The organism is Halosegnis longus (assembly GCF_009663395.1).
Lineage (GTDB): Archaea > Halobacteriota > Halobacteria > Halobacteriales > Haloarculaceae > Halosegnis > Halosegnis longus.
On record NZ_QKNW01000001.1, the window covers coordinates 1868138 to 1883387 of the forward strand.

General features: G+C 67.6%; 19 protein-coding genes and 1 tRNA gene. 13 read left to right on the top strand and 7 right to left on the bottom strand.

Annotated features, from left to right (window positions below; genetic code table 11):
* Window positions 1–1257 carry a Glu/Leu/Phe/Val family dehydrogenase gene (locus DM818_RS10035; RefSeq protein ID WP_075936895.1) on the top strand — a complete coding sequence of 419 codons (1257 nt, stop codon included), beginning with the start codon at window positions 1–3 and terminating at the stop codon, window positions 1255–1257.
* Here DM818_RS10035 and DM818_RS10040 read toward each other — a convergent pair.
* Together DM818_RS10040 and DM818_RS10045 are read right to left on the bottom strand one after the other, a co-directional pair.
* A complete protein-coding gene (locus tag DM818_RS10040; protein WP_075936894.1) occupies window positions 1254–1481 on the bottom strand; it encodes a DUF7410 domain-containing protein in 228 nt (75 codons plus the stop codon). The genes DM818_RS10035 and DM818_RS10040 overlap by 4 nt on opposite strands.
* Window positions 1481–2899, bottom strand: coding sequence for a hypothetical protein (locus DM818_RS10045; RefSeq protein ID WP_075936893.1), 1419 nt, complete (start codon window positions 2897–2899; stop codon window positions 1481–1483). The genes DM818_RS10040 and DM818_RS10045 overlap by 1 nt, the downstream gene beginning before the upstream one ends.
* Window positions 2900–2989: 90 nt before the next feature.
* Here DM818_RS10045 and DM818_RS10050 point away from each other — a divergent pair, with 90 nt between their 5' ends.
* Both DM818_RS10050 and DM818_RS10055 read left to right on the top strand, forming a co-directional pair.
* A complete protein-coding gene (locus DM818_RS10050) occupies window positions 2990–3847 on the top strand; it encodes a cytochrome c oxidase subunit 3 (protein ID WP_075936892.1) in 858 nt (285 codons plus the stop codon).
* 70 nt (window positions 3848–3917) lie between these two features.
* Window positions 3918–4736: a biotin--[acetyl-CoA-carboxylase] ligase gene (locus tag DM818_RS10055; protein WP_075936891.1), complete on the top strand. Its 819-nt coding sequence runs from the start codon at window positions 3918–3920 to the stop codon at window positions 4734–4736.
* Here DM818_RS10055 and coxB read toward each other — a convergent pair whose 3' ends face one another.
* Window positions 4737–5561 carry a cytochrome c oxidase subunit II gene (gene coxB, locus DM818_RS10060; protein WP_075936890.1) on the bottom strand — a complete coding sequence of 275 codons (825 nt, stop codon included), beginning with the start codon at window positions 5559–5561 and terminating at the stop codon, window positions 4737–4739.
* Between the two features lie 94 nt (window positions 5562–5655).
* Between coxB and DM818_RS10065 the strand changes: the two genes are divergently transcribed.
* From DM818_RS10065 to DM818_RS10090, 6 genes are read left to right on the top strand one after another with little or no spacing between them, the layout of a single operon-like run.
* A complete protein-coding gene (locus DM818_RS10065) occupies window positions 5656–7029 on the top strand; it encodes a heme o synthase (protein ID WP_075936889.1) in 1374 nt (457 codons plus the stop codon).
* On the top strand, window positions 7026–7718 hold the full coding sequence (locus DM818_RS10070; protein ID WP_075936888.1) for a DUF7546 family protein: 693 nt from the start codon (window positions 7026–7028) through the stop codon (window positions 7716–7718). Before DM818_RS10065 ends, DM818_RS10070 begins: the two co-directional genes overlap by 4 nt.
* 37 nt (window positions 7719–7755) lie before the next feature.
* Window positions 7756–7986: a SelT/SelW/SelH family protein gene (locus DM818_RS10075; RefSeq protein ID WP_075936887.1), complete on the top strand. Its 231-nt coding sequence runs from the start codon at window positions 7756–7758 to the stop codon at window positions 7984–7986.
* Between the two features lie 48 nt (window positions 7987–8034).
* Window positions 8035–8958, top strand: a complete 924-nt coding sequence (locus DM818_RS10080) for an ABC transporter ATP-binding protein (RefSeq protein WP_075936886.1) — start codon at window positions 8035–8037, stop codon at window positions 8956–8958.
* Window positions 8951–9730, top strand: coding sequence for an ABC transporter permease (locus DM818_RS10085; protein ID WP_075936885.1), 780 nt, complete (start codon window positions 8951–8953; stop codon window positions 9728–9730). The genes DM818_RS10080 and DM818_RS10085 overlap by 8 nt, the downstream gene beginning before the upstream one ends.
* 35 nt (window positions 9731–9765) lie before the next feature.
* On the top strand, window positions 9766–10167 hold the full coding sequence (locus DM818_RS10090) for a hypothetical protein (protein WP_075936884.1): 402 nt from the start codon (window positions 9766–9768) through the stop codon (window positions 10165–10167).
* 1 nt (window position 10168) lies between these two features.
* On the opposite strand, the gene DM818_RS10095 is transcribed toward DM818_RS10090, so the two are convergent.
* Window positions 10169–10753: a DUF420 domain-containing protein gene (locus tag DM818_RS10095; RefSeq protein WP_075936883.1), complete on the bottom strand. Its 585-nt coding sequence runs from the start codon at window positions 10751–10753 to the stop codon at window positions 10169–10171.
* A 130-nt stretch (window positions 10754–10883) separates the two neighbouring features.
* On the opposite strand from DM818_RS10095, the gene DM818_RS10100 reads away from it, so the two are divergent.
* Together DM818_RS10100 and meaB are read left to right on the top strand one after the other, a co-directional pair.
* Window positions 10884–11303 carry a cobalamin B12-binding domain-containing protein gene (locus tag DM818_RS10100; RefSeq protein ID WP_075936882.1) on the top strand — a complete coding sequence of 140 codons (420 nt, stop codon included), beginning with the start codon at window positions 10884–10886 and terminating at the stop codon, window positions 11301–11303.
* Window positions 11300–12340, top strand: coding sequence for a methylmalonyl Co-A mutase-associated GTPase MeaB (gene meaB / locus DM818_RS10105; protein ID WP_123124273.1), 1041 nt, complete (start codon window positions 11300–11302; stop codon window positions 12338–12340). The genes DM818_RS10100 and meaB overlap by 4 nt, the downstream gene beginning before the upstream one ends.
* Before the next feature lies 1 nt (window position 12341).
* On the opposite strand, the gene DM818_RS10110 is transcribed toward meaB, so the two are convergent.
* Window positions 12342–12749, bottom strand: a complete 408-nt coding sequence (locus DM818_RS10110; protein WP_075936880.1) for a CoA-binding protein — start codon at window positions 12747–12749, stop codon at window positions 12342–12344.
* 40 nt (window positions 12750–12789) lie between these two features.
* Window positions 12790–13641: a geranylgeranylglycerol-phosphate geranylgeranyltransferase gene (locus tag DM818_RS10115; RefSeq protein ID WP_075936879.1), complete on the bottom strand. Its 852-nt coding sequence runs from the start codon at window positions 13639–13641 to the stop codon at window positions 12790–12792.
* Window positions 13642–13734: 93 nt separating this feature from the next.
* Here DM818_RS10115 and DM818_RS10120 point away from each other — a divergent pair.
* Together DM818_RS10120 and DM818_RS10125 are read left to right on the top strand one after the other, a co-directional pair.
* Window positions 13735–13809: transfer RNA gene (locus DM818_RS10120), tRNA-Arg, on the top strand.
* A 172-nt stretch (window positions 13810–13981) separates the two neighbouring features.
* A complete protein-coding gene (locus tag DM818_RS10125; RefSeq protein WP_123124272.1) occupies window positions 13982–14581 on the top strand; it encodes a DUF5789 family protein in 600 nt (199 codons plus the stop codon).
* Between the two features lie 37 nt (window positions 14582–14618).
* On the opposite strand, the gene DM818_RS10130 is transcribed toward DM818_RS10125, so the two are convergent.
* On the bottom strand, window positions 14619–15215 hold the full coding sequence (locus DM818_RS10130; protein WP_075936850.1) for a GNAT family N-acetyltransferase: 597 nt from the start codon (window positions 15213–15215) through the stop codon (window positions 14619–14621).
* Between the last annotated feature and the right edge of the window lie 35 nt (window positions 15216–15250).

Below are 15250 nucleotides of genomic sequence, written 5' to 3' on the forward strand. Positions count from 1 at the left end.
ATGTCCGCAGAGACGAACCCCTTTGAGAGCCTTCAAGAGCAGTTGGACGACGCGGCGGCGTATGTCGATCTCGACGACGGCCTGCTTCGGCGGCTGAAGAACCCCGAACGAATCCTGGAGACGAATCTGACGATTCGGATGGACGACGGGCGACTGGAGACCTTTCGGGCGTATCGCTCCCAGTTTAACGGCGACCGCGGCCCGTACAAGGGCGGCATTCGCTACCACCCGGAGGTGAACCGCGCCGAGGTGAAGGCGCTGTCCGGGTGGATGGTGTACAAGACCGCGACCGTCGATATTCCCTACGGCGGCGGCAAGGGCGGTATCGTCGTCGACCCCTCGGAGCTTTCCGCAACCGAACTGGAACGGCTCACCCGCGCGTTCACGAAGGAACTGCGCCCGTTCATCGGCGCGGACAAGGACATCCCCGCTCCGGACGTGAACACCGGCCAGCGGGAGATGAACTGGGTGAAAAACACCTACGAGACGCTGGAGAACACGACCGAGCCGGGGGTCGTGACGGGGAAGGCGCTCGATTCAGGGGGGTCCGAGGGCCGCGTCGAGGCAACCGGCCGGTCGACGATGCTCACCGCGCGCGAGGCGTTCGCGTATCTCGACCGCGACCTCGAAGGCGCGACCGTCGCGGTGCAGGGGTACGGGAACGCCGGGGCGATTGCGGCCCGACTGCTCGCCGAGGAGACGGGTGCGACCGTCGTCGCCGTCTCCGATTCCTCGGGGGCGATTCACGACCCGGACGGACTCGACCCCGCCGCGGTGCGCGAGTACAAGCGCGACACCGGCTCCGTCGTCGGCTACGAGGGAACGGAGGAGCTGACGAACGAGGAACTGCTCACGCTCGACGTGGACCTGCTCGTTCCCGCTGCGCTCCAGAACGCCATCGACGCCGACCTCGCCGAGTCGGTGCAGGCCGACATGATTGTCGAGGCCGCGAACGGCCCGCTGACGCCGGATGCAGACGACGTGCTCACCGACCGCGACGTGGCCGTCCTACCGGACATTCTCGCGAACGCCGGCGGCGTCACGGTGTCGTACTTCGAGTGGGTGCAGAACCGCCAGCGGTTCGGCTGGACAGAAGCCCGCGTCGACGACGAACTCGAACGGGTCATCACGGACGCCTTCGACGGGTTAACCGAGGCCTACGAGACGTACGACGTGCCGAACTTCCGGACCGCAGCATACATCGTCGCGCTCAAGCGCGTCATCGCCGCGCACGCCGAGGCGGGCACCTGGCCCTAAAGCGAGACGGCGTACGCGAGTAGGAAGCCGAAGTAGACGAGCACCAACAGCCCGAGCGCCTTGTACCGGAACAGGGTGAGGTCAGACTCCTCCCGCTCGTACGCGCGCTCGAAGGCGGCGCGTTCCCGCGTCGTCAGCCGCGCCTCGTGGCGGTGGCCGAGATGGAGGTCGCGGTACGATTCCTGCGTGAACGTCCGGTCGCAGTAGGGGCAGTCGTGTGTCATCAGAGGAATGGTGGCGCTTCGTACGGTCGCGAGACGATCCACAGCGAGGTCATCGTGTAGAACATCATCACGAGCGTGAGGAGATACTGGCTCCGGACGGCCTGAATCCGGGAGGGGAACAGCTCGTAGCCGACGCCGTGGGCGACCCACACCGCGAGCACGTGGCCGGCGATGACGAAGGTGAGCGACGCCAGCCCGAACCAGCCCGGAATCGTGAGCACAAACGCCTGGCCCGGCGAGAGCGGGTTCGCGAGCGCGTTCGCGAGCGCGGGCACCAGATTCAGGAAGTAGCCCAGATAGTGGGCGACGTGGTAGCCGGCGGCAATAGCCAGCAGCGACGGGGCAAACCGCGCGGCGAGGGCAGCCGAATCGAGCGTCGTGTCCGCAATCCGGCGACCGTAGCGTATCGAGAGCAGATACACGCCGAGGAAGCCGGCGAACCCGACCGCGAGCACGAGCGGGTACAGGAGCACCGGCGGAACGCCGAACCCGACGACTGCGCGGGCGAAGCCGGCCCACGGCGCCGTGGCCACCAGTCCGTCGTACGTCGTCCCCCACAGCAGCGCGACGATGAACGCGATATCGCCGGTCGAGTCGACCCACGGCGTCTGCAGCCCCGCGCCCGGCGACCGGAGCTTCAGACTGCCGTCCTCGACGGTGAGCGGTGCGACCCGACCGTAGGCGTCGAAGACGCGCGCGACGGGGTCGTACTCGGTGAAGTAGTCGTCGCCGACGACCACGCCACCGAGCACCGTCACGACCCCGTACAGCGCCACGGCGGTCGCGAGTAGCTGGGCCGCGTCGGCGAGTGGACTCACCACCTCGACCCAGATGAGGGTGAGCAGGCCGACGGTCGCGAGCCAGCCGCCGTCGACCGGAAGCTCGCGGTCGAGCGATGGGAGCCAGCCGGCGATAGTTCGGAACGGATTGAGCACGGGCCAGCTGTTCCCGACGAGATACGACGACATCGCGAGTCCGGCCCACCAGCCACCCCACACGAGCAGGATGGCCGCGTTCCGGAGCGGGTCGGCCGGCACGTCGGCAAGCAGCGCGACCGGGAACTCGGAGCGCCCAGCCAAAAATCCCGTCGCGAGGACGACGACGAGTCCGAGCAGCCCGACGGCTCGACCCAACCCGACGAGCAGGTCGTGACGCGTCGTGCCGACGGTGCGTCGGTACTCGTGGACGTACCGGAGGAACTCCCGGTCCGTCGCGAGCGACGAGAGGACGAAGGAGACGCCGACGACGCCGCCGCCGGTGGCGAGAAACAGCCACGTGGGGACGGCGACGCCGCGGCCGGCGTTCGCGCCGAGGCTCCCGCTGTGGGCGAGCGCTCGGCCCACGAACGCGACCGTCGTCGATACCGCGGCGAGCGAGAGACAGAACACCCGCCACCACCGTGCTCGCGTATCGGTCATCGCACACCGTTGTGCCGCCCGCCACCTATAGCCGTCGGAACCGAGCGGCTCATAGGAGGGCTTTTGTCGATAGGGTCGCAAGCCGCGGGTATGAGCCACGCGGACGAATCAGACGACCACGGCCACCATCTCCCCGCCGTCGAGGACTGGCCTCGCGGCTTCGGCGAGGCATCCTGGTGGCCATTCGTGACGGCAGTTGGCGCGGCAATCATCTACGCCGGCGCGGCGATGTACATCCTCTCGCAGGGGAGCGACCCGCTCGTCTCGCTGGAACTCAGCCTCGGCGTCTTCGCACTCGGCGTCGTCGGCTTCATCGTCGGGCTCTACGGCTGGACCTACCACGCCTTCATCGCCGCCTACTGGGAGGAAAGCTCGGGCGGGGTCGGCCTCAGGCTCGGCATGTTGGCGTTCCTCGGCTCCGAAATCGCGACTTTCGGTGCCGGCTTCGTCTACTACTTCTTCATCCGCTCTGACGCGTGGACGGCAGAGACCCTGCCGGAACTCGTCACCAGCGGTGACATCTTCGGGAGCCTCGTCATCGCGAACACCGTCTTACTGATTATCTCCTCGATTACGCTCCACTACGCGCACGTCGCGCTCCGCAACAGCGACCGCCGTCGCTTCATCGGGCTGCTCGGACTGACGCTCGCGCTCGGTGTCGTCTTCCTCGGCGGTCAGGTGTACGAGTACTACGAGTTCATCGTCCACGAGGGGCTCACCCTCGGCGGCGGCGTGTTCAACTCCGCCTTCTACGGACTGACCGGACTCCACGGGCTGCACGTGAGCCTCGGTGCGGTGCTTCTCGGCATCGTCTTCGTGCGGTCGCTGTTCGGACAGTACACCGCCGAGAACCACACCTCAGTCACCACGGTCTCGATGTACTGGCACTTCGTCGACGTGGTGTGGGTGTTCCTCGTGCTCGTGCTCTACGTCGGCGCGGTCGTCTGAACGGTCACACGAGCTTTCCGCTTCTCCTCGCTCGCGATACCACTTTCCGCGACGCGTGTCGTCACCTGATATGGACGCATCCGAACTCGAATCGCGGCTCGGGGTTCCCGTGGCGACGTTCGACTCGACGCCCGACACGAGCGGCTATCTCCGCCGGCGGATACCGGACGCGCCCCACGGTAGCTTCGCCGTCGCGAACGAGCTCACCGCCGCACGTGGACGCACGGGGAACGCGTGGGCTGCCCCGCCCGGCGGGGTCTGGTCGTCGACGCTGCTGTACCCCGACCTCGACCCCGCGCAGGTGGGACGGCTCACGGTCGCTGGCGGCGTGGCCGCCTGTGAGATGGCACGCTCCGTCGGCGTCGACGCGCGGCTGAAGTGGCCCAACGACGTGGTGGTCGACCGCGACGGGACTCGCTACAAACTGGCCGGCGTGCTCACCGAGGCGATCGTCGATGCCGTGCCGGTCGTCGGCAAACCGGTCGGTGACGTGTTCGACGACCCCGACGAACTGGAGGCGGTCGTCATGGGAATCGGGGTGAACGCCGACCTCGACCCGGCCGACCTCGACACCGACCGCCCGGTCACGACGCTCCGGAGCGAACGGGAGGAGCCGGTCGACCGCCAGACGGTCGCCGCCCGACTCCACGAGCGCCTGCTCGCGTGTGCCGACAGCGTCGAGACGGACGACGGATTCGCCGCCGTGCTCGACCGGTGGCGCGAGCACGCGAGTACGCTCGGCGAGCGCGTGCGCGTCGAGACGGACGAGGAGACAATTCGCGGGACGGCGACCGGAGTGAGCGAGACGGGCGCGCTGCTGGTCGAAACAGAGCGCGGACGGCGAGAAGTGACGGACGGCGAGTGTGCGTCGCTGCGGCGCGACGACTGATTACTGGTTCGCGAGGAACTCGTCGGGGTTCTCGGTGAACTCCTCGTAGTCTTCCTGTGAGACGACGAGCACCTCACCGAGCATGGCGGAGTGGCCGACGCCACAGTACTCCGCACAGTAGAGCTGGTAGGAGTTGCCGATGGCTTCGTCGTTCAGCTCCGTGGTGATAGTGTTGTACTTGCCCGGCATGGCGTCCTGTTTCAGCCCGAGCTTCGGGACGTGGACGGCGTGGAGCCAGTCGACGGAGTTGACGTGGAGATACACCTGCGTGTTGGCCGGGAGGACGAGCGGCTCGCCGCTGCTGCTGCTCGTCGAGACCATCGTGGAGACGTTGCCGTTCTCCATCGTCTCGGTGTAGTTGAACGTCCAGTAGTACTTCTGGGCGGTCACCTCGATTTCGACGATTTCGTCCTGTCGCTCCGGCGGCGGGCCGACGGCACCGGGGTAGTCGTGGGTGACGGCCGGCTCGACCGCGTTCGGGTTCTGTGCGGCCGTGACACCACCGACGAGCGGGCTCCCGAGGGCGGCGTAGGCGGCGACGCCGACGAACAGCAGGACGATGGCGGTCGTGATGGTCCACGTGATTTCGAGACGACGGTTCTCCTGTGTCGGTTTCGGGTCGTCGTTGTTGCGGTAGCGGACGACCGTGTAGATGAGAATCGCCTCGACGACCACCGCGATGATGGCGGCGACGTAGAGGAGTTCGAGGTTGAGCGGATTGATGATGCCGATGTTCTCGGACGGCTGTGCCGCAGCCGGGCCCACGGCGACGGCGAGTAGCGCGAGCACCGTCGCGACGGCCCCCGCAACGCGCGTACGTTTCATAGCCGCAGTTAGGAGTGGCCCCACATTAACCCCGCGATGCGTGCTATCCGCAAGAAGCGCGGGGCATAAGTAGAGCCGAGACCTTGCTCTGGTAATGAAGCGGCCGCAGTTCACGACGCTGCTCGCGACGACCGTCGTCGGGGTGTATCTCCTCGTCGTCGCCGGCGCGACGGCCACCGTCGCCGACGCCACGGCCGCCTGTACGTCGTGGCCCCTGTGTGCACCCTCCTCCGTGAGCGCCGTCGTCGCGCTCGGCCACCGCACCGCCGCGCTCGTCGTCGGACTCCTCCTCGTCGGCTCCATCGCCGTCGGCTGGTCGGACAGCTCCCGCCGCGTCAAGGGTGCCCTGCTCGCCGCGCTCGCGCTCTACCCGGTACAGGTCGGCATGGGCGCAATCGTCGTCTTCGCGGGCGCGAGCGGTCTCACTCCCGGTCTCCACCTCGGCGTCGCCGTCGCCATCTTCACCGCGCTCACCGCCGCGCTCGCGTGGCAACTCGAAGCCGACACGGGACGCGACGACGTGCCCGAGGAGCCGTTCGAGGAGTCCGTCGCCGACGCCGACCCGTCCGAGTCGACCGTCACGTTCGACTCCGCGTTCGAGCGCGTCCGCGAGACGCTCTTTGCGTACTTCCGGCTGATGAAGCCGCGGTTGATGTGGCTGCTCGCGCTCGTGGCCGCCGCCGGGATGTCGCTCGCCGGCGGTCCGGAGGGGTTGACCGTCCGCACTATCGTCTTCACGCTCGGGGGCGGCGTCCTCGCCATCGGTGCCTCGGGGACGTTCAACCACGTCCTCGAACGCGACATCGACCGCCGGATGAAACGCACCAGCGACCGCCCGCTGGCGACGGAGCTCGTCCCGGTTCGCAACGCGCTCGCGTTCGGGTTCGCGCTCGCGGCCGCCTCGCTCGTCGCCTTCCTCCAGGTGAACGTCTTCGCCGCCACGCTCGGCTTCATCGCCATCGTGTTCTACTCGGTCATCTACACGCTCGTGTTGAAGCCGAACACCGTCCAGAACACCGTCATCGGCGGCGTCGCCGGCGCGCTTCCGGCGCTCATCGGCTGGGTCGGCGTCACCGGCGACATCGGTCTGCCGGGCGTCGTGCTCGCCGTGACCATCTTCCTGTGGACGCCGGCCCACTTCTACAACCTCGCGCTCGCCTACAAGGACGACTACGCCCGCGGCGGCTTCCCGATGATGCCCGTCGTCAGCGGTGAGACCAAGACGCGCAAACACATCGTCTGGTATCTCGCGGCCACGCTCGCGAGCGCCGGCGTGCTCACCGCGGTCAGCAACCTCGGCGTCCTCTACGCCGTCACGACGGTCGGCTTCGGCGCGCTCTTCTTGGGAATGGTCGTCCGACTCCACCGCGAGCGCACCGAGGGGGCGGCGTTTCGCGCGTTCCACGCCTCGAACGCCTACCTCGGTGCCTTGCTCGTGGCCATCGTCGTCGATTCCCTCGTCGTATGAGCACCATCGCCGCGGTTCGTGAGCGCCGCCCCGCCACCCGGACGCTCGTCTACTGGGCCGCCATCCTGAACGCACAGCTACTCGTCGTCATCCTCTACTCCCTGCTCGTGAGCGGGCCGCCGGGGTCGCTGCGTGGCATCTTCATCCTCGCGATGCCGTGGCTGTGGCTCGACCTCTCGTGGTGGGCGTACCGCAACACCGACCTGCCGCGCGTGACCGGTCGAAAGCGGCTCGTCGCCGCCGCGCTCGCCGGGGGGTACTTCCTCGTCCTCGCGTTCGCGGGCGGCGTCCTCCTGCCGGGTATCGGCGACCGCGCCACCGGGTTCCGGCTCGTCACCTACCAGATACCCCCCGGTTTCGCGCCCGCGCTGCTGTACAGCGGTGAGCGGTTCGTCGTGAATCTCATCCCGTACAAGGTCGTCGGCTATCTCGCGCTCGCGTGGCTGGTCTACGGGACGATTGCCGACGTGTCCGGCTCCGTCGGTGCGGGGCTGCTCGGTCTCTTCTCGTGTGTCTCGTGTGTGCTCCCGGTCATCGCGGGCGTGCTCACGACCGTCACGGGGAGTGCCGGCTTCGCCGCCACCATCGGCCAGCAGTCGTATCTGCTCTCCACGAGCGTGTTCGTCGCGACCGTGCTCCTGCTCCGGTGGCGGCCGACGGTGGCAGACCTCTCGCGGCTCCGTCCGTGACCGTTAGGGGCTTGCCGTCCGCGCTCGTTTTTCATCTGTGACCCACGTCGAAATCACCTACTGCGTCCCGTGTGGCTATCTCGACCGCGCCCTCAAGCTCCAGCGCGCCGTGCTCCAGAACTTCGGCCAGTCCGTCGACCGTGCGACCCTCGTCACCGGCGACCACGGCGTCTTCCGCGTGGCCGTGGACGGCGAACCAATCTGGGACCTGAGCGAGGACGAGTACGACGTGGACGACATCGTCCGCCGGGTGCGCGCCGAACTGTAGCGGGCGACGGAACACAACCGCTTAGACGCCCGCGCCACGAGTCGCGGTATGGTTATCAGTGCGTCGGACGTGCGCCGGACGTACGGCGAGACGGTCGCGCTCGACGGCGTCTCGCTCGACATCGACGCCGGCGAGATCTACGGCCTCATCGGCCCGAACGGCGCGGGCAAAACCACGCTCGTCCGCGCGCTCACCGGGACGACCGACCCGGAGGGCGAGGTGCGACTGCTCGGCGAAGACCCGAAGCGCGCCGACCCGCAGCGGCTCGGCCTGCTGCCACAGGAGTTTTCCCCGCCGGCGCGGCTGACGGCCCGCGAGGTGGTCAGCTACTACGGCGGTCTCTACGACGAGTCGCGCGACGTGGACGAGACGCTGGCCGACGTTGGACTCACGGACAGCGGAAACACCTACTACGAGGACCTTTCTGGCGGGCAGAAGCGACGGGTGTGCGTCGCCACGACGCTCGTGAACGACCCCGACGTGTTGTTCTTGGACGAGCCGACGACGGGTATCGACCCGCAGGGTCGCCGGGACGTGTGGGGGCTCATCGACGCGCTCGCCGACGCCGGCGCGACGGTGCTCGTCACGACCCACTACATGGAGGAGGCCGAGCGGCTCTGTGACCGCGTCGGCCTGCTCGCCGGCGGCCGACTCGTCGCGGAGGGACCGCCCGCCGACCTCGTCGCAGAACACGGTGGCCGCCCGCGCGTCGAGATTCGCGCCGACGACCCCGACCACGCCCGCGAGGTGTTGGCCGCCGCGGAGTACGCCTTCGTCCCCGACGAGCGCCGGCTCGTCGTCGACGACGTTGCTCCCGACGAGGTGGGCGACGTGGCGACGACGCTCACCGACGCCGGGGTCGCCTACGACGGCCTCCTGTGGCGACAGCCCGACCTCGAAGAGGTGTATCTCCAGCTCACCGGCCAAACCGTCGGAGCCAGCGGGACGCCCCGCGAGGTGGGCGATGAGTAGAGCCGGTCGCATCCGGTCGGAGACCGTCGCCGCGGGGAAGGCGTTCCTCCGCCGGCGTACCGCCGTCTTCTTCACGTTCTTCTTCCCGGCCATCATCATCCTCATCTTCGGGGCTCTGGTCAACACGGCCGGCGGGACTGGCGGGCTGTTCACGGAGCCGCCGGGCTACTACGTTCCGGGCTACCTCGCCGTCGTCGTGTTGTTCACGCCGCTCTCACGGGTGGGAAGCGAGGTCGCCCGCCACCGCGAGGACAACCGCTTCGAGAAGCTGGCGACGACGCCGCTCCGCCGGTGGGAGTGGCTGGCGGCACAGACGCTCGTCAACGTCGGCATCATCGGCGTCGCCGCAGCGGGTATCCTCCTGCTCGTGTTGGCCGTTACCGGCGCGTCTATCGTCTTCTCGCCGCTGCTCGTCCCGTTCGTCGTGCTCGGCGTCGCGTTGTTCTGTGGCCTGGGCGCGATTCTCGGCAGCTTGTCGGACTCCTCGGACGGCGTCATCGCGGCCTCGAACGGGGTCGCGCTCCCACTGCTCTTCTTATCCGAGACGTTCGTTCCCCAGTCGCTCCTCCCGGAGTGGCTCCCGCTGTGGGTGTCGCCGCTGACGTACTTCTCGCGCGGCGTGCGGGCCGTCGCCTACGAGCCACCGGGGACGCTCGCCACCTCGCAGGTGCCGGGCGGGTTTGGCGTCGCGGAGTCGAATCTGCTCGTGCTGGCCGGCCTGACGCTCGCCTTCTTCCTCGTCGGGGCTGCGACGCTCCCGCGGACCGACTGAGAAACCGTTTTCCGAACCCGACGGCGAGTGGTGGTATGCAACTCTCCACGCTCCCCGACCGACCGTTCGAACTCGCGGAACTGCGCGAACTCAACGAGAGCGGCCGCTTTCGAGCGGTCTTCCCCGCCGGCGTCTTCGACTTCGAGGGCACCGACGCGAAACTCGTCCCGGCTGTCGTGCTCGTCACGCCCGGCGACGGCGAGGAGAGAGATGAGAATGACGGCGACACAGCGGGTGGCCGCGTCGTCGCCGTCGGCTACGACTTCGAGGAGCGGTGGCAACGGATTTCGAGCGAGCCGGCCGGCGAGCGCGTTCAGGAGCAGGTCGAACAGGCCGCGGCGGAGCTCAGAGAGTGGGCGGCCGAGACGGACCAGCGGTGGGCGATGTCGGACGGCGCGACCGCGCTGGCCGAACACATGGGCGCACTGGAGGAGTAGCTCAGGCCGGGACGAACTCGAAGGTGTAGACGTGATTCAGGAGGACGTACGCCAACACGCCGAGCGTGAGCGAGACGCTCCAGACGGCGACGGTAATCCGTCCGACACGGGCGTGGGCCGTCTGGCGAATCTCGTCGACGCTGTGGCTCAGTCCGATAGTGATGTTGTACAAGACCAGCGGCACCGACAGCGCCGAGAGCACGATGTGGATGCCCAGCATCGCAAGGTACAGATAGTACGGCAGGTCGGGGCCGACGAAGTCCTTGCGACCGCCGCCACCGGTCTTGAGCAGGTACATCACGAGGAACACCATGATGAGGGTGAACGAGGCGATCATCAGCCGGCGGTGCGTCTCGACGTTCCCCTGCCGGATGTGGTACCAGCCGGCGACCAGACAACAGACAGCGACGGTGTTGACCAGCGCGATGGCGTGTGAGAGCAGATTCACCGTCCCCAGTCCGATGTCAGGGTAGAAGTCGAGGCCGAAGTAGAGCGTCCCGATGACGAGCACGTAGCCGACGACGCTGAGCACGGCGACGACGGCCCGAGGGCGGCGTTTCACGACCGAACTGTCCGCGAGACTCATACTCGTGATTGGGAGTCGGCACAAGTAGCCGTTCCGCTTCCCGAACAAGCGAGGTTGTACTCGCACAACCCTGCTGGGGACCGTCAGCCGCTCCGTAACTGTGAAAGCGTCCGGGTGTGCAAGTGTTGCCATGAGTACACAGGACTCCGAGGACCGGACCATCCGCTGTCTGGTCGCGAAGGTCGGTCTCGACGGCCACGACCGCGGCGCGCACGTCATCGCCCGGGCGTTCCGCGACGCCGGCTTCGAGGTCATCTACTCCGGACTCCACAAGTCGCCCGACGAAATCGTGCAGGCCGCCGTCCAGGAGGACGTGGACGTGCTCGGCATCTCCATCCTCTCTGGTGCCCACAACACGCTCGTGCCGAAAATCGTGGAAGGACTCGAGTCGTACGACGCCTTCGAGGACACGCTCGTGCTCGTGGGCGGTATCATTCCGGACGAGGACCGCGACGAGCTGTACGAGATGGGCGTCGACGGCATCTTCGGTCCGGGGTCGTCGATGGCAGAGACCATCGAGTTCGTCCGCGAGAACGCGCCCGAGCGATGAGCGACCTCATCGAGGAACTGCTCGCCGGCAAACACCGGGCGCTCGCCCGCGTCATCTCGAAGATCGAGGACCGGTCGCCCGGCTACCGCGAGCTAGTGAGCCAGCTTCACGAACACACGGGCAACGCGACGGTCGTCGGCATCACCGGCTCGCCCGGTGCCGGCAAGTCGACGCTCGTCGACAAGATGGCGGAGACGTACCGCGAGCGTGGCGAGACGGTCGGCGTCATCGCTATCGACCCCTCGTCGCCCTTCTCCGGCGGCGCGGTGTTGGGCGACCGCATCCGGATGGCATCGAACGTCGGCGACATGGACGTGTTCTTCCGGTCGATGTCGGCCCGCGGCACGCTCGGCGGGCTCTCGACGGCGACGACGGATGCCGTGAAGGCACTCGACGCCTTCGGAAAGGACCGCATCATCATCGAGACGGTCGGCGCGGGCCAAAACGAGGTGGACATCGTCGGCACCGCAGATACGGTCGCCGTGCTCGTTCCGCCCTCTTCGGGAGACGACGTACAGATGCTGAAGGCCGGCATCCTCGAAATCGGCGACGTGTTCGTCGTCAACAAGGCCGACCTCGACGGGGCCGACCGCACCGTCCAGGAGCTCAAGGAGATGGTCCATATGCGCGACGCCTCGCCGCTTGCCGGCACCGCCGGCCACCACGGCGTCGAGACCGACGCGGTCGGCGAGGAAGACGAGGACGAGACCGACGACGGTGACGACGACACGTGGACCCCGCCAATCGTCGAGACGGTCGCCAAGACCGGCGAGGGGGTCGAGCCGTTCCTCGACACGCTCGCCGACCACCGGGCGTGGCTCGAAACCTCGGGGGAACTCACCGAACAGCGGCGCGACCGCTACGAGGAGGAGATTCGTCGCCTACTCCGTGAGGGTGCGGGCGAGTTGATTCGCGAAGAAATCGAGCGACAGGGCGGACTCGACCGCTACGTCGACACCATCGTCGCGAAGGAGACCGACCCGTACGCCGTCACCGAGGAGCTGCTCGCCCCGCTGCGCGAGTCGGTCCGCGAGTAGCTCACGCCAGCCGCTGGTGTTCGACCTTCAGACACTTGTCCTGAACGAACCGACGCCCGGAGTCGGCGACGCGCTCGCCCGACTCGCTGTCGCGAATTCCGAGTTGGAGCCACACGGTGTCGACGTCCTCGCGGGCGAGCACCTCGTCGACGATGCCTGACACCTCCGCGCTCGGCCGGAACACGTCCACGAGGTCGATGTCCTCCGTAACGTCCGAAAGCGAATCGTACGCCGGTTCGCCGAGCACCTCGTCGGTCGTCGGATTCACGGGGATGATACGGTAGCCGTGGTCTTGGAGATACTTCGGGACGCCGTGGGCCGCCTTTCCCGGCGTGGCCGAACAGCCGACGACCGCGATGGTCTCTGCTTCGAGCGCCGCCGTCAACTCCGCGTCGTCTGTCGTCGCCATACTGGGTGGTCGCGTCCGGTGAGCAAAAGCCTCGGGGCGACTACGCGAACCGACCGACGATGAACGCGCCCGCGGCGAGCAGTTGGCCGTACTTCAGCCACGCCTGACTCCGCGTCGGGTCGGAAAATCCCCAGTAGCCGGCGGTCACCATCACCGCGTCGGGGACGGCGACGGCAACGAGATACGCGACGCCGAAGTCGGCGAGCAGATACGGGAGCGGACTCCCGGCGACGCCGACGAGCAGTGCAGCCATCGCAATCTGGAGCGCACGTCGCTCCCCGACCGCGATTGGAAGCGTGTTCAGCCCCTCCTCTCTGTCGCCGGCGACATCCTCCACGTCCTTGATGACCTCCCGCGAGAACGTCGCCAGCGCGGCGAGCACGGCGAGGACGGCCACCGGCCGGAGCGCACCGCCGACGGCGGCCCCGCCGAACAGGAACGTCGACCCGCCGAGACAGCCCACGACCGCGTTGCCGACGCCCGGAAGCCCCTTGAATAGTTTCGTGTACGCGACGAGCGCGACGAGATTCACGACGGCAATCGCCACGGCGAGCGGCGGGAGCACGAGCGCCAACCCGACCGCGACGACAAACTGTGTCGCGGCGAACGCGAGGGTCTCGCGCGGCGTCACTGCACCCCGTGGAATCGGCCGTCTCGGTTGGTTGATGGCGTCGATTTCGCGGTCGAAGTAGTCGTTGATGGCGTTGCCGGCCCCGACGGCGAGCATCGTCGCGAGCACGGCCGCGGCCGCGCGGACCGGCGGGCCCGTGTCGACGAGCAGCCCCGGCGTCGGTGCGGTCCCGGCGACGACCGCACCGATGGCTGTGAGCAGTCCCGACGTGAGTGCGTTGCCGGGACGCGTCAGCTCGATGAGTCCGCGAAGCCGCTGCATGGTTGGTTGTTACGAGACGCGAGTATGAACGCGTCGGTCCGGAACGTTTCCGATGGAAGGGCTTTTGAATACCACCCTGCTACGCAGTGGTGAGGGCCCTTAGCTCAGCCTGGACAGAGTGCGTGGCTTCGGACCACGTTGCCGGGGGTTCAAATCCCTCAGGGCTCGTTCCTTCCTTCGCTCGTCAGTTCACGACACCTGCCAGTCTGTGAACCGATCCACACAGGCAGAACTCTCGGATGCGTGGTCGTCGGGTGTGTCGTGTCGGTGTTCGGTACGTGCTGTTGTGACAGTGGTGTCCACCCACAGGACTATCGGGCCAGGAACCCTCCTGTTCGGGATGGCAGACGACAAAAGTGGGCGAGAGAAGCAAGCGCGGGACGCCGACAACCGCCAGCGACGCCGGGACATCGAGGCCGAACTCGAACGGGGTGACGAACCAGAGCCGCCGATCGAGACGGACGTTCTCGCGGCGCTCGAGTCGGAGCTGGAGCCGCTCAGCTTCCCCGTGACGGGCGCGAAGCTCGTCGCGGCGGTCGGTGACACCGACGTTCCGGCCCCGACGGAAACGTACACCGTCGCCGAGCTAGTGCCGGACGCGGAGGTCGAGACGTTCGACTCACCGCGGGCGGTCCGGCTGCAGATACAGCGGCCGACGGTCGCGATGGCGATGAAACGAGTCGTTGAGGCGAGCACCGGCCTCCCACACAGGGACCGATTCGGCTCACAGCGGGAGGCGTATCTCAAGACCTTCCACGCGCTCCAACGACTCGACGGTGACGACGACGATGCTCTCGTCTCGGCCGTCGCCGAGTGGATTGTCGAGCAAATCCACGAGAAAAAAGAGGTGCCGGGGTCGCGGGCCGTGCGGCGACAGGCGGCGAAGCTGTGTCGCGCGAACGGGTATCAGATTCGCAACGACGACTGGCTCGGCGTCTGAACACGCGGCCGACCCCTCGCGACTCTGGTTCGATTCGTCACCGGTTGGCTTCGAACTCCTCGCGTGAAATCGTGTACCGGACCATGTCGTACACGTCGCCGTCGGGGTCCACGGCACTGCGGCGCAGCCGTCCCTCGCGGCGACCGCCGAACCGGTCGACGTACTTCCGGATAGCGCGTTCCGACGGTTCGTTTTCGGGGATGTGTTCGACCGCGACCATCGCCAAATCGAGGCGGTCGAAGGCAACTTCGAGCAGGCGGGCCGCGCGCTCACCGGAGTAGCCGTTCCCCCACGCCGGCTTGCGGAGCCACGCGCCGAGCGTGGCGAGGTCGCGGTCCCAGTCGACGCCGAGTCCGCCCATGCCGACGAACTCGCCTGCCAGGTCGCCCTCGGTCGCGTACAGCGCGTACTGGCTCGCCTCGTCGTTCGCGAACTGCTCGCCGGACTGTTCGATGAACTCGGCCGACTCCTTGGGCGTCTCGTGTGGCTCCCACGTCACGTAGCGCGTAATCTCGTCGATGTGTGGCGCGTCCTCGTTGACGTACTGATAGAACTCCAAGGGGTCGAACGTCTCCGGGCGGAGCGCCTCGTAGCGGAGGCGGTCGGATTCGAGTGTCTCGGGAAACAGCGACATACTCGTCGGGCGAGCCGTGGCGGCTAAAACGGTTT